Origin of the sequence: Viridibacillus sp. NPDC093762 (assembly GCF_050279675.1) — a bacterium.
Taxonomy (GTDB): Bacteria; Bacillota; Bacilli; order Bacillales_A; family Planococcaceae; genus Viridibacillus.
On the sequence record NZ_JBNNUK010000024.1, the window covers coordinates 32,979 to 46,196 of the forward strand.

Here is a 13,218-nt window from a genome sequence, read left to right on the forward strand (position 1 = left end):
AGTATGAAAGAAAGCCTAGAAAGGACCAAAAGATGGATTTTTCAATGAATGAAAAAAAGATAAAAATTTTATGTGGAGAAGTCGCTTTTAAAAAGGGTAAATCTTATTATCAAGCTGGAAAAGTAAATCTTGATCCCTTTCAACAAGATGATTCGATCATAGTAGCCCATGTAAAAGCCGGAGCTGATTTTGACGTCACGGTGAGAAAAGATGCCGATGGGGAAATTGTAGCTCAGTGTAGTTGTCCGCCAGTAGGATTTGTGAAAACGTACTGTCAGCATATTGCGGCTGTCCTACTAGCTATTGAAAAGAAGCAGCAAGTTGAAAATGCCTTGACTACCAGAATGTTGGGCTTATTTGAAAATAAATTGAAGCAACCTAGTGGCGAGGGATTACATTTTGACAATAGACAGTCACTTAATGTTGAATTTACTTGCTTGCCAGTTTTACTTCCTAATATGGAGTATGTGTTTGGAATTGAGATAAGGTTAGGTACTAATGTATTACATAACATCTCGAAAGTAACTCAGTTTTTTCGTGAATTAGAGCTAAGAGAACCGTTTGAATATGCACAGGGATTGGTTTATGTTCCTGAGCTCCACAGTTTTCCAAGAGAATCCGATGACGTCCTTCAATTTTTGATAAGGAGTCAACGTGTAAAAAGTAATATTGACTTACAAGATGAGTTGGTTTTAATTTCTGCGACTGATTGGGAGCAGTTGCTTCCTTTATTAGCTGTTGCACCGGCAGTAAGATTCATGCAAGGGGATAATATTTATAAAGGGGTACAAATTGGAAAAGATCTTCCTTTAAGTTTTGAATTTGATGAGGCTAATACAGTGGACTACCGCCTGAATGTTAAAGGTCTTGAAGAGATAAACGTTATAAAAGCTTATGGCTATGCTTTTTCAGAAGGCGTATTGTTCAAACTTCTTCAGGAAGATTGTCATCGATTAGCAGAATTAAAAGGGATGTTGGATCAATCTGGAAAACACCAGCTCGTTATTTCAGAAAATCAAATCGATCATTTTATGAGGAATATCATACCTGGCTTGATGAAACTAGGACAGGTAAATATTGCAGAATCCGTTTCAAAAAGAATGGGGGAAACCCCACTGCGAGCCAAGTTATTTCTGGACCGTGTAAGGCATAGATTGCTTGCAGGTTTGGAGTTCCATTATGATCAAGTCGTTATTAACCCTTGTGAAGAAGCAGAGCAACCCTTTCCACATTTTCCAGGGATTAAGCGTCAGCGAACAAAAGAAGAACAAATTATCAAGCTACTACTTGAAAGCTCCTTTACTCAAACGTCAGGTGGATTTTACTTATATGATGAAGAAGCAGAGTATCAATTTTTGCACCATAACATCACTGAATTAGAAAAATCGGTTCAAATTTATGCTACAACTTCAGTGAAAATGCGGATTCATAAAGGGTATACGGGACCAAAGATAAAAGTCGAAGTAGGTGAGCGAACAGATTGGATTGCATTCCAATTCGACATCAAGGGCATTTCAGAATCAGAAATTCAAGAGATACTCACTTCATTGGAGGAAAAACGAAAGTATTATCGAATACCAAATGGCACGTTAGTATCATTGGAAACACCTGAATTTTTAGCACTATACCAAGTTGTAAGTGATTTGGAACTGTCTGCTAGAGATATCATTGGAGAAGAAATCAGAATCCCATTAATTAAAGGAATGCAATTAATAGATTCACTTGATCAAGGTAATTTAGTCGATCCGGGTGAAAATTTCACCAAGCTTATGAAAAACTTAAAGGATCCAGAGAAGGTCGAAAATACAGTGCCTAGTACTTTAACTACAGTGCTTCGCGATTACCAAAAAGTAGGTTTCAGTTGGTTCAAAATGCTAGCCAAATATAAATTCGGTGGCATTCTTGCGGACGATATGGGGCTTGGGAAGACACTACAAAGCATTGCTTTCATCGAATCAGTTCTACCGGATGTTCGAACACGAAAATTGCCGATATTAATCATTGCACCTTCGTCTCTCATCTATAATTGGAAAAATGAATTAGACAAGTTTACGCCTCATATAAATGTACAAATCATTGATGGCAACAAAGCGACAAGAGTTTCTTTGTGGAATAAGTCTATTGGTGCCGATGTTATCATCACTTCGTACCCATCATTACGAATGGATGCATCACTTTACCGCAAAGAGAAATTTCATACATTATTCTTGGATGAGGCGCAGACCTTTAAAAATCCAGTTACCAAGACTGCTAAATCGGTGAAAATGATTCAGGCAGATTATCGGTTTGCACTAACGGGAACGCCAATAGAGAATTCTTTGGATGAACTGTGGTCAATATTTCATGTCGTCTTCCCAGAGTTGTTGCCAAATCGAAGAGCCTTTAGCGAATTAAGTCGAGAAAATGTAGCAAAAAGAGTACGTCCATTTATATTAAGACGTTTGAAAAAAGAGGTTTTGAAAGAGTTGCCAAATAAAATTGAAACAATGCAATTCTCGGAGTTTCAAGATGAGCAGAAAACATTATATGCCGCTTATTTAGCTGAGTTGAAAAACGAAGCTTTGAAACATTTAAGAAATGGCAGTTTTCAAAAAAATCGTATAAAATTTTTATCTGGTCTGACAAGACTCCGTCAAATCTGTTGCCATCCTGGATTGTTCGTTGATGAATATACAGGAGGTTCGGCAAAGTTTGAACAATTGAAGGGGATAATTGAAGAATGCCGTAATTCAGGTAGACGAGTACTGATCTTTTCACAATTTACTCAAATGCATAGCATTATCAGACACCATTTAGCCTACCAGGGTATACCCTATTTTTACTTAGATGGACAAACGCCTCCGGAAGATCGCGTAGAATTATGTGAGCGGTTTAATAATGGAGAAGGGAATATATTTCTTATTTCCTTAAAAGCTGGAGGCACAGGTTTGAATTTGACTGGTGCTGATACAGTGATACTTTATGATCTTTGGTGGAATCCTGCAGTCGAGCAACAGGCTGCAGACAGAGCACATCGTATGGGTCAAACAAATGAAGTACATGTAATTCGTTTGGTGTCAAAAGGTACGATAGAAGAGAAAATATATGAGCTTCAGCAGAAAAAGAAGCATCTCATTGACGAAGTAATTCAGTCGGGCGATGATTCCTTGACCTCTATGACAGAACAAGATATTCGGGAGATTTTAATGATTGAATAGATGCATCTAAAGGGAATATAGAAAACAAATCCTCCAAATTCTTAGCGAATTGGAGGATTTGTTTGTGTTAATTAGTTTGCGTATATACATGATTTAGCCACAATCATAACGATGACTTTACTGGAACCAGAATATTCATCCTGTTAAAATTATTTACTTTGAAATTACAAATAAACCACCACAGTGAGAAATGTCTTGGAATTCACATTTAGCTACATCAAGTAATGATGATTTTATTTCGTCATAAACAAAATAAAACTCATCATCATCCCAATAGCTAATACTATCATTTCTGCAATTTTCAAGATTTGTTCGTGATTGGAAAGCGATATCGCCGATTAATATTTTTCCATTCTCAGACAGCAAAGGTAGTAAGCTCTTAATAAAATACACTTTTTCATCATCTGATAGGTGGTGTAATGTATACGTACTTACAATAAAGTCATATTTATTACCATGTAACTGCTCAGGTAAACCATTAGAAATATCCCACTCCATCAGGTTAGCTAGTGGCATTTTAGATTGGGCTATTTCTAGCATATTCGCAGAAAAGTCTAATCCATCAATGTGATGATCATTTTCGTATAGTTTATTTGTTAAAACACCTGTCCCAAACCCTATATCTAATACCTTTGCTTGCTTTACCTGCATGATTTCATTAAATATAGTACTTAATATATTTTTATATCCTGCAAATGGATACAAATTATTATCTTCGCTTACTTGTACAGTTTGATCGTAATCATTTGCCCACAAATCAAATCCTTGTTTATTTAGCATGATGCTCCTCCTATAATATGAACGAGCTTTCAAACATGGCTTTAAAAGTTAATGCTTGATTAGTCGCCCATCAGTTCTCCTAAGTTCTTATGATATTGAATAGTAGTAATGTTTTTCATCATAAACCCCACCTTTCTTAGTTGAAATAATATTAACATAATTCTGAATTTTTTAATACCATATTTTAGTATCAATTTTAATTGGTTAATTTGTAAGCAAGAAAAAAGCAATGGATTTATTATTAGGATTTACTCATGAAGTACAAATGTTTGCCATATATTGAAACAAAATAAGTTGGTGTGTTGAGGAGGAGTATTTTATTCATACAAAAAAAATGCGATTACGGAAGATTCAGCAACTTGCCTATGAAATAATGGATGAGATAAATACTAGTAAAGAGAAGAAGCAGTTTGATACCTTAAGTCCTGTGATTGACAACCTATCTCGAGCAATCGGTGACTTAACTGATCCTTTAGGGAATTACTCGTTGGACTATATAGAGGAAAAAGTGAAGAATGCTCACTATCTATTATTAAAAAAAGAAAATGTTAATTCTTATAAATAACAAAAGTGAGAAGGGGCTACTCCTAAAAATGCGGTGATTATCGTATTTTGGGAGTAGCCCTATTTCTTTGAATTTTTATATAGAGAAAAAAACGAAAAAAGGTTCTAAAGAAAAACAGTGCGTTTTCCTTTAGAACCTTTATTTTAGGTACTTATTAGTCAGTCCCCTAAGAAAGTTAGTGTTTCTCCGGATCGAATGTTTTACAATCCGTTTCTTCACTATTAGATGCTTGTTTACCTTTTTGACTTACTACATAAATTGCTTCAGCAGTACATTTGTTTCCAGAGCCCCAATACGTACAGTTATTCACTTCGCAAAGAACCTGTTGAGTCATAGTATCACACCTCCTCTTTCGTTTATCTTTAACAAAATTGAAGTGATTAATACTTAATTCAGGAAAGGGCAGCAAAAACAATTTCTGTACTACGGTGGTTATAGATGCTAACTCCTTAAGCCTTGAACTTCTAAAAACCAGAATAGAACAAAATGTATTTACAAACGAAACTAAAGAATGATCTAACAAAGTTCTATAAGAAAGAAGAACTATAAAGCGTATTTGACTCTACTGTGATGGCTTACTTAGAAGTTTCTTGAAGTTCAATTTTAACTACTTTTTCTGTATCGGTAGTAAACTCAATTTTCACAAAAACACCGAATTCTCTGTTTCCCACTTTTAACCATAACTTAAACTTTTCAATTGTTGTATCTTTTTTCGATTCTCTACCTTGATGAAGGTAGTCAATTATTTTTGCATTGGGATATTTTGAATGAGTTTCTATTAAAGCGAGCTTTCCCCACTTAACGTACGTTGGAACATCTTGTTGCGCATGAGCGCTATTTAGTGTATGTATTGGTGTTGAATTAGCAATAATAAAAATGCCAAGTGCAATAAACGTTTTTCGCATATTTGAACTCATCTCCTTTTGTATAGAATGAGTAATTTGCTTAAAAGCATTCTGTATTTAGTATTCTTTTTTGAAAAACTTTTTAGTATTTAGACAATAAATAAATGGCCAAACTATGAGGGAAATGTAAGTAATATTTAGTTGTAAATAAAAAATATAAAAAAACTAGTTAATTTAAGTAATAATAGTTGACTAAAACTTAGTAATCTTATAGGATTTAATTGACTGATGGATCAGTCGAGGGAGTTGACTAACATTCAAACACAAGATAAACGCAAACAAGAACGTAAACAACAGCTACTTTCGATTGCTTTAGAAATGTTCGCAACACAAGGCTACGATAACACAAAGATTTCTGACATTGTTGCAAAAGCTAATGTATCCCAGGGAACATTTTATTGGTATTTCAAAAGTAAGGAAATGATTGCTATTGAAATGTTGAATGATGGACGGTTAGCAATTTTACATACAATATCAATGGGTTATAGAGTAGAAAAAGCTTCTGTTCAAGATGCATACATATCATCAAGAAATCTTTTTGAACAACTTTTTCACTTTGCGGGGAAAAATCGATATTTTATGGGAATCCTACTTAAAGGAATCCATTCTCAACCGATTTTGCAACAACAAGTGGACTTGATAAAAAAAGAGATGCAAGAAGCTTTTGCAAATAATATTCGAAGAGCTTCTGCCTTGAAAATGTTAACACGTCCAGTAGATCCCGTATTACATTCAGTGTTTGTTATGAGCTTGTTGGAAGGCATATTGTCAAGATGGTTATTTCATTCTGCGAATGAGGAGTGGCAACAATTAGAGTTAGAGCAGCTTGTTGAAAAGACCGTTCAATTTGAATTTTTTGGACTGTTTGGTATGTAATCAAAGGAGGAAAACATAATGAAAAAAGGTAAAATTTTCTTCGCTTTAGCTGCAACAGCGGCACTTATTTTAGGTGCATGTGGCAATAGTGAGACAAAAAAAGAAAGTAATAACAATACATTAAGCGCAATTCAAGAAAAAGGTGAAATGACAGTAGGGATTATGGGAACTTATGCACCTTATAATTTCATGAATTCAGATAAAGAATATGATGGTTTTGATGTCGATATTGCAAAAGAATTGGCAAAACGTTTAGATGTTAAAGTAAAATTTGTAGCACAAGATTTTTCAGGATTAATACCAGGATTACAAAAAGGAAAGTTCGATGCTTTATTAAGTCAAGTAACGATTACACCAGATCGTGAAAAACAAGTTGATTTTACTGCACCATATATTACAAATGATGTGAAAGTTATTGTGAAAGAGGATAATACTTCTATTAAGGCAGTAGAAGATTTCAAAGGTAAAAAAATCGGTGTTGGTCTCGGTACGAATGACGAAGCATTTTTACGAAATGAATTAATGCCAAAAGTCGGGGACTTCAAAATTAACACATATGATGATGTCATCACAACGTTAAAAGATTTAGATTCAGGCCGTGTAGACGCAACAATTAATAATGTATATGCATTAAAACCAATCATTGAAAAGAATGGTTTTAAAGTGAAAGCTGTCGGTGAGCCAATCAAATCTGATCAAGCAGCAGTTGCAGTGAAAAAAGGTAATAAAGAATTAGTTGAAGCGATGAACAAGGCATTAGCTGATATGAAAAAAGATGGAACATATAAAGAAATCTTCGTAAAATGGTTTGATGAAGAACCAAAAGCAGATTTAGGAAAGTAGGAAGTTTAGATGGATATAGTTATTGATAATCTTCCTTTTTTACTAAAAGGTGCTTATTATACACTATTAATTACAGTGGTATCAATGTTCTTTGGCTTAATAATCGGTTTAATAACGGCGATTGCTCGCATTAAGGGCAATCGTTTCTTCCGCGGAATTGCGAGAGTTTACGTATCGATTATTCGAGGAACACCGCCACTTGTTCAAATAGTCATCGTCTATTATGGGCTTGTAGATTATGGGGTCGAATTAGATGCTTTAACAGCTGCTTATATTGCGTTAAGTATTAATATTGGTGCCTATGTTTCTGAAGCATTCCGTGGTGCAATTCAATCTGTACCAACTGGTCAAACAGAAGCGGCACTTGCAACAGGGATGACTGAAGCACAGGCGATGCGTCGTGTAGTTATTCCACAAGCGATTCGCTATGCCATTCCACCACTTGGTAACACATTTGTTGGTATGTTAAAAGAAACATCTTTAGTTTCAGTCATTACGGTAACGGAACTTATGCGTTCTGCTCAGCTACTAGTAGCACAGTATTATGTATATATGCCGTTCTATTTAGCAATTGGATTAATGTACTGGATTATGAGTACAGTCTTTACATTTATATTAAATAAAATCGAAAAAAGATTATCGGTCTATTAAGGGGGGAACATAATGTTACAAATAAAAGACTTGTCAAAGAGCTTCGATCAAAATGAAGTCTTAAAGCACATTTCATTGACGATTCCTGCCCATCAAGTTGTTGCTGTTATTGGACCAAGTGGTTCAGGGAAAAGTACATTTTTGCGTTGCTTAAATGGACTCGAAACTATCACTGGTGGTAGTGTTACTGTTAATAATCATTTATTGCAAGCAACAGACTCGAAAAAGGATCGCAAAAAAACAATTCACTCCATAAGACAAGATACAGGAATGGTATTTCAACAGTTCAATCTGTATCCGCATAAAACGGTTATTGAAAATGTTATGGAAGCTTTACTAGTCGTGAAAAAACAATCAAAAGAGCAGGCCCAAAAAATGGCTTCTGCATTATTAAAGCGTGTTGGCTTACAAGAGAAAGAAGATGCTTATCCTTCAAGATTATCAGGTGGTCAGCAACAACGTGTAGCCATTGCTAGAGCACTTGCAATGGAACCAAAAATTATGCTATTCGATGAACCAACATCTGCACTGGATCCAGAACTAGTCGGTGAAGTTTTACAAGTAATGAAAGAACTTGCTGAAGAGGGTATGACGATGGTGATTGTCACTCACGAAATGAAATTCGCTAGAGATGTGGCAGACCGTATACTATTTATGGCAGACGGACAAATTGTCGAAGATGCAGAACCAAAAGTATTCTTTACCCAACCATCGACAGAACGTGCTCAGAAATTTTTAGCAAAAGTAAATGAATTTTAATGGAAGAAAGGTTGATTAATATGCTAATAAAAGCAAAATGGCAAGGTGGACGTGCCTTTGAAGCAGTAGGACCAACAGGATACCCAATGGTAATGGATGCAACTGCTAATTATGGAGGCGAAGGTAAAGCTCCAACACCAACTGAAATGTTACTTAGTTCTTTAGCAGGTTGTATTGGTATTGATGTTACAATGATTTTAAAACCACATTTAGATAAAATCGATTCTATCGAAATTACAGTAGATGGTGAACGACGTGAAGAACTTCCAACGGCTTTCACAGCAGCAACTTTATTATTTGATGTAAAAGGCGATATAGATGCAAAAAAAGTCTTACGTGCAATTAAGCTTGGAGAAGAGAAGTATTGTGCAGTTTCTGCCTCTTTGAAAGCTGAAGTTACTTATCGTTTATTGTTGAACGGTGAGGAAGTAGCGATAACTGAATAAAATTTATTTAGGAGCTGCCTAGGATATAGGCAGCTTTTTTTGTATTCAATGATTTTTTGTCTACATATTAGATTGGCTTATTAATCAACTGTAACGGAAAGTTCCTTAACAAGTAGTGAAGGGGAACCGTAGCCGTCTGGAAGGAAGTAAAGGTCTGTACAGGTTTCCTCAATATCCTTCATCAATTCATAGAAGTTACCTGCAATGGTCATTTGCTTAACTGGCGAAGCAATTTTACCTTCTTTAATATGGAAACCAGTCGCCTCAACGGAGAAATCTCCAGAAATTGTATTCGTGCCAGAATGAAGACCAGACAAGTCTGTAATAAGGATTCCTTCAGATACTGATACGAGTAAGTTATCTAAAGTTCTTTCACCTGTTGCAATGTACATATTTTGTGGTGCGATAGAGAGCGTGCTTTTGTAAGAAGGTTTATATGCATTTCCTGTTGTTTCGCAGCCATCTAATTTTGCTGATTTCCTGTTATGGAGTAATGTTTCAAGAGTTCCATTTGAAATAATTGCTTGTTTTTTTGTAGCAACACCTTCTCCGTCAAAACTTGATCCAGACAGTGCCTCTGGGTGGAATGGATCATTTAGTACTGTCACTAAATTTGATGCAACTTGTGTTCCCACTTTTCCTTTTAAAAGTGACTGATCTTTTTGCGCGTTCTCTGCTGAAAAGATAGGCGTAAATATTGAAAGTAATGAAGCAGCTGCGTTATGGCGCATTATTATAGGATATTTTCTAGACGCAATGGATTTCTCACCGAGATTAGATAATGCTTCTTCTGCAGCTTCTTTGGCAATTTCATCGGCATCGAGCGATTGGAAATCACGAGTCATTTTCCTGAAGCTACCTGTTTTCATTTCTTCGCCGTCTTTAACGACTGTTGAAACGAATATGATAAGCCCATTCTTTTTCTCTGTTAATGAAAGACCTTTACTGTTTGCTAATGATTGTTCTCCTGAAAAATCATGAAGTACACAATAGTCGAGTGTTACAATACGCGGATCGTATGCACGTATTTTCTCTTCAATAGACTTTATTAACTTTATCTTTTCAGAGGTTTGTACATTCGCAAGCTCTTCACTATAAGATTGATAGATTGTATATTCATTACTTCCTTCGAAAATATCCGTTCCATCATCCTCATCAAGCACGTCTGCATTTGCTTTTGCATTGTCTATTAAAAATGATATCGAATCTTCATCGGTTTTTTCTGTATAGGCATAACCCATTTTACCGTTATAAAGACCCCGTAAACTAAGTCCACCATCCACAGATGTTTCGTAGCTATCAATTTCTCCTTCAAAAATCATACATTGAAATGATTCAGCTTTTTCATAGAATACTTCAGCTTCTTTGAAACCGGATTCCATTGCTTTTTGAAGCAGTTTTTCTTGAAATTCAGTGATTTTCATTACTTATTCCCCCTTTGTTCCACCGACAGTAATTTCACTGACACGAATCATTGGCTGGCCGACATTAACTGGAAGGCTGCCACTCATCGCTCCACACATACCTGCGCCGTGTGCAAGGTTATTCCCAACGCGATCAACTAACTGTAATGTTTTTGCTCCGTTCCCTATAAGTGTTGCTCCCCGTACTGGGTGTGTAATTTTTCCATCTTTTACGATGTATGCTTCTTCAACTGCAAAGTTGTAGTCACCAGTGGCTGGATTAACTTGACCTCCACCCATATATTTTGCGTAAATGCCATACTCTGTTGAAGCGATAATATCTTCTGGTGTTGATATACCTGGAGCGATATACGTATTTGTCATACGTGATGTCGGACTGAAGCGATAAGACTGGCGGCGTGAAGAGCCAGTTGATTCAGCTTTCATACGACGTGCATTCAATTTATCAATTAAATAACCTTTTAAAATACCATTTTCAATTAAGACATTTTTTCTTGTTTTCTCACCCTCATCATCAATATTAAGTGAACCCCATTCGTTTGCTAGGGTGCCATCATCAATGTAGGTGACGATTTCTGGTGCAACTCTTTCACCAACTCGATTTGAGAACACTGAATTGTTTTTTGCGACAGCTGTGGCTTCTAGTCCGTGTCCACAAGCCTCATGGAAAATAACGCCACCAAATTCATTGTCAATGATTACTGGGAATTTCCCACTAGGGCATTCTTCTGCATGTAGCATTGTTACTGCTATACGTGCTGCTTCTCCTGCATAGTGAGTCAAATCTAGGTTTTCCATAAATTCAAATCCGGCATGAGCACCAGGTCCGTAGAAACCAGTTTGCAGTTCATTGCCGTCTGAAGCAGTTGCTTGAATGGCTAGTCTACTGTGAACACGAGTGTCTTCCACAAACTTTCCTTCTGAGTTGGCAATGAGGATGTTTTGTTCTTCGTCCATATAGCGTATACCAACTTGACGAATGCGTTCATCATAATTTCTAGCAATTTCATTTGCCTGTCTCATAATAGAAGCTTTCCTTGCATGTTCTACAGTTTGAGGCATTTGCGCGATTTGGTGAATTGGGTTAAATATCTCTTTTTGGAGCGGGTGAATCGTACCTGTTCCGCCGCCTTTTATAGCAAGTGCAGCCCGCTTAGCTGCGAGTAACAAGCCTTCTTCAGATATATCATTCGTATACGTGTAAATACTTTGAAGACCAGAAAAAATACGTATACCTATTCCAAAATCACGACCAGATATACTTTTTTCTATTTTGTTACTTTGTAATGCAATGTTATTTACATACTTATCTTCAATGAATATTTCAGAGAAGTCACCCCCCGTAGAAAGAGCCGCATTAAGCACGTTTTCAATAATAGATTGTTTGATCATTTACCTTGCCCCCTTTACTAAATTATAGCGTAATATGTAATATTTGGTTTGTATTTATTGGATTTTTTGTATAATTAAAATTAATTTTCAATAGCATTATTGATCACCATAGTTAGTAAAGTCAGTATACTAGAGATTTATTAGTAATAAGAAGAATAATAATAGACATAGAATGACGACAATATCACGTTAATTTGAAAAAACATCTTAATAAAAAAGGATATTTATATTAAATATAGAAGTTAATGTTAAGTTGAATTTTTGGAGGTTATTAGAAAATGAAAATCATGATTAAAAATCTTCCAGACTATGAGGTAGCTTATATTAGGCATTTTGGAAGTTATTTTGAACCTAGTAATCATTGGGAAAGACTAGGGGAGTGGGCAGCGAGGAATGGATTATTTCCACCCACTCAAAATTATATAGGACTGTCTATTGATAATCCTGAATTTGTAGCTCCGGAATTGTGTAGACACGATGCTTGTATTACATTACCAAAGGATTTTGTAAAAGAAGAGCACTCGGAAATACAATTTAAAACAATAACAGGGGGACTGTATGCTCTATACCAGTTCTATGATACACCTGATAAATTAGCAAACGCTTATCAAGCCGTTTTTGGAGATTGGATACCTCAAAGTGACTATGTTGCAGATGATAAGGTTTGCCTTGAATTTAGTATGAATAACCCTTTAGATGATCCAGATGGGAAATGCAAAGTCGATTTGTATGTACCTATTAAGAAAAAGCTATCTAAAGATGAATTAATTACAGAATTTGAGCAGGCACAAGATTGGGTAATTAGCTTGAAAAAGCATTCTGAGAATGATTTTTTCAAACCTATTGCAAAAGATAAATGGTCTGTAGCAGAAATTATTGGGCACTTAGCATATTGGGATAAATATGTACTGGAAGAAATCCTGCCAAATATGAAACAGAATGCTGATATTAAGAGTATAGACTTTCAAAAATTGAATGATCAGGCGTCTAACTATGCTTTATCAGGTATATCTGATATGAGCCTAATAGATCAATTTGTAGAAGGCAGAGAACGTCTAGTAGCCGAATTAAAAGGCAAATCTGACGCTGAATTTTATGTGCAATTTAAAATCAATGGAGATGAAGTTGACCCAGATTCAGGTGCGCCTTTTTCAATGTATAGCTATATTAGTAGTTTTATTTGGCATGATAACCATCACAAAAAGCAAATAATTGCATTTTTTAATAGTAAGTACTCTAAAGATTTTCAGGTGAAATAAGAAACAGGAGTTAAGCCGTGTTAATATTGAACTGCCCCGTAAAAGTTAGACACCATTCTAACTTTTACGGGGGTTTTTTTATGGCAAAAGTACGAGTTGAACAACGTATTCAAGCGGTTCA

General features: G+C 35.6%; 13 protein-coding genes and 1 pseudogene. 9 read left to right on the forward strand and 5 right to left on the reverse strand.

From position 1 onward, the window contains the following. Positions 1-32 precede the first annotated feature (32 nt). Positions 33-3,197: an SNF2 helicase associated domain-containing protein gene (locus ACQKM9_RS19465; RefSeq protein ID WP_427736026.1), complete on the forward strand. Its 3,165-nt coding sequence runs from the start codon at positions 33-35 to the stop codon at positions 3,195-3,197. Positions 3,198-3,350: 153 nt separating this feature from the next. On the opposite strand, the gene ACQKM9_RS19470 is transcribed toward ACQKM9_RS19465, so the two are convergent. Then, a complete protein-coding gene (locus tag ACQKM9_RS19470) occupies positions 3,351-3,977 on the reverse strand; it encodes a class I SAM-dependent methyltransferase (protein ID WP_427736028.1) in 627 nt (208 codons plus the stop codon). Positions 3,978-4,311: 334 nt separating this feature from the next. On the opposite strand from ACQKM9_RS19470, the gene ACQKM9_RS19475 reads away from it, so the two are divergent. After that, on the forward strand, positions 4,312-4,542 hold the full coding sequence (locus tag ACQKM9_RS19475) for a hypothetical protein (protein WP_427736029.1): 231 nt from the start codon (positions 4,312-4,314) through the stop codon (positions 4,540-4,542). A gap of 175 nt (positions 4,543-4,717) precedes the next feature. On the opposite strand, the gene ACQKM9_RS19480 is transcribed toward ACQKM9_RS19475, so the two are convergent. Together ACQKM9_RS19480 and ACQKM9_RS19485 are read right to left on the reverse strand one after the other, a co-directional pair. Then, on the reverse strand, positions 4,718-4,876 hold the full coding sequence (locus ACQKM9_RS19480; protein WP_427736031.1) for a DUF1540 domain-containing protein: 159 nt from the start codon (positions 4,874-4,876) through the stop codon (positions 4,718-4,720). Positions 4,877-5,117: 241 nt separating this feature from the next. Then, complete coding sequence (locus ACQKM9_RS19485) at positions 5,118-5,447, reverse strand: DUF3889 domain-containing protein (RefSeq protein ID WP_427736033.1); 330 nt, start codon at positions 5,445-5,447, stop codon at positions 5,118-5,120. Positions 5,448-5,675: 228 nt separating this feature from the next. On the opposite strand from ACQKM9_RS19485, the gene ACQKM9_RS19490 reads away from it, so the two are divergent. From ACQKM9_RS19490 to ACQKM9_RS19510, 5 genes are read left to right on the forward strand one after another with little or no spacing between them, the layout of a single operon-like run. Beyond that, complete coding sequence (locus tag ACQKM9_RS19490; protein WP_427736034.1) at positions 5,676-6,323, forward strand: TetR/AcrR family transcriptional regulator; 648 nt, start codon at positions 5,676-5,678, stop codon at positions 6,321-6,323. 18 nt (positions 6,324-6,341) lie between these two features. Continuing rightward, positions 6,342-7,166, forward strand: coding sequence for a substrate-binding periplasmic protein (locus tag ACQKM9_RS19495; RefSeq protein WP_427736036.1), 825 nt, complete (start codon positions 6,342-6,344; stop codon positions 7,164-7,166). A 9-nt stretch (positions 7,167-7,175) separates the two neighbouring features. Beyond that, positions 7,176-7,817 carry an amino acid ABC transporter permease gene (locus ACQKM9_RS19500; protein WP_427736037.1) on the forward strand — a complete coding sequence of 214 codons (642 nt, stop codon included), beginning with the start codon at positions 7,176-7,178 and terminating at the stop codon, positions 7,815-7,817. Between the two features lie 12 nt (positions 7,818-7,829). Then, positions 7,830-8,576 (forward strand): amino acid ABC transporter ATP-binding protein, encoded by a 747-nt coding sequence (locus ACQKM9_RS19505; protein ID WP_427736038.1) that lies wholly within the window; start codon positions 7,830-7,832, stop codon positions 8,574-8,576. Positions 8,577-8,596: 20 nt separating this feature from the next. After that, positions 8,597-9,022, forward strand: coding sequence for an OsmC family protein (locus ACQKM9_RS19510; protein ID WP_427736046.1), 426 nt, complete (start codon positions 8,597-8,599; stop codon positions 9,020-9,022). An 80-nt stretch (positions 9,023-9,102) separates the two neighbouring features. Here the strand turns inward: ACQKM9_RS19510 and ACQKM9_RS19515 are convergent, their stop codons facing one another. Then, positions 9,103-10,446, reverse strand: coding sequence for a TldD/PmbA family protein (locus ACQKM9_RS19515; RefSeq protein WP_427736040.1), 1,344 nt, complete (start codon positions 10,444-10,446; stop codon positions 9,103-9,105). A 3-nt stretch (positions 10,447-10,449) separates the two neighbouring features. Next, complete coding sequence (locus ACQKM9_RS19520; protein WP_427736041.1) at positions 10,450-11,838, reverse strand: TldD/PmbA family protein; 1,389 nt, start codon at positions 11,836-11,838, stop codon at positions 10,450-10,452. A gap of 278 nt (positions 11,839-12,116) precedes the next feature. On the opposite strand from ACQKM9_RS19520, the pseudogene ACQKM9_RS19525 reads away from it, so the two are divergent. Together ACQKM9_RS19525 and ACQKM9_RS19530 are read left to right on the forward strand one after the other, a co-directional pair. Further along, positions 12,117-12,584, forward strand: a pseudogene (locus tag ACQKM9_RS19525) (AraC family transcriptional regulator); the annotation flags it as partial. Positions 12,585-12,644: 60 nt separating this feature from the next. Then, positions 12,645-13,097, forward strand: coding sequence for a DinB family protein (locus ACQKM9_RS19530; protein ID WP_427736047.1), 453 nt, complete (start codon positions 12,645-12,647; stop codon positions 13,095-13,097). The last annotated feature ends 121 nt before the right edge of the window (positions 13,098-13,218 follow it).

Bases quoted from the DNA above. Each gene is read 5' to 3' on its own strand.
- ACQKM9_RS19515 (WP_427736040.1), bottom strand. From the start codon at position 10,446: ATGAAAATCACTGAATTTCAAGAAAAACTGCTTCAAAAAGCAATGGAA.
- ACQKM9_RS19465 (WP_427736026.1), top strand. From the start codon at position 33: ATGGATTTTTCAATGAATGAAAAAAAGATAAAAATTTTATGTGGAGAA.
- ACQKM9_RS19495 (WP_427736036.1), top strand. From the start codon at position 6,342: ATGAAAAAAGGTAAAATTTTCTTCGCTTTAGCTGCAACAGCGGCACTT.
- ACQKM9_RS19510 (WP_427736046.1), top strand. From the start codon at position 8,597: ATGCTAATAAAAGCAAAATGGCAAGGTGGACGTGCCTTTGAAGCAGTA.
- ACQKM9_RS19475 (WP_427736029.1), top strand. From the start codon at position 4,312: ATGCGATTACGGAAGATTCAGCAACTTGCCTATGAAATAATGGATGAG.
- ACQKM9_RS19520 (WP_427736041.1), bottom strand. From the start codon at position 11,838: ATGATCAAACAATCTATTATTGAAAACGTGCTTAATGCGGCTCTTTCT.
- ACQKM9_RS19505 (WP_427736038.1), top strand. From the start codon at position 7,830: ATGTTACAAATAAAAGACTTGTCAAAGAGCTTCGATCAAAATGAAGTC.
- ACQKM9_RS19480 (WP_427736031.1), bottom strand. From the start codon at position 4,876: ATGACTCAACAGGTTCTTTGCGAAGTGAATAACTGTACGTATTGGGGC.
- ACQKM9_RS19500 (WP_427736037.1), top strand. From the start codon at position 7,176: ATGGATATAGTTATTGATAATCTTCCTTTTTTACTAAAAGGTGCTTAT.
- ACQKM9_RS19470 (WP_427736028.1), bottom strand. From the start codon at position 3,977: ATGCTAAATAAACAAGGATTTGATTTGTGGGCAAATGATTACGATCAA.
- ACQKM9_RS19490 (WP_427736034.1), top strand. From the start codon at position 5,676: ATGGATCAGTCGAGGGAGTTGACTAACATTCAAACACAAGATAAACGC.
- ACQKM9_RS19485 (WP_427736033.1), bottom strand. From the start codon at position 5,447: ATGCGAAAAACGTTTATTGCACTTGGCATTTTTATTATTGCTAATTCA.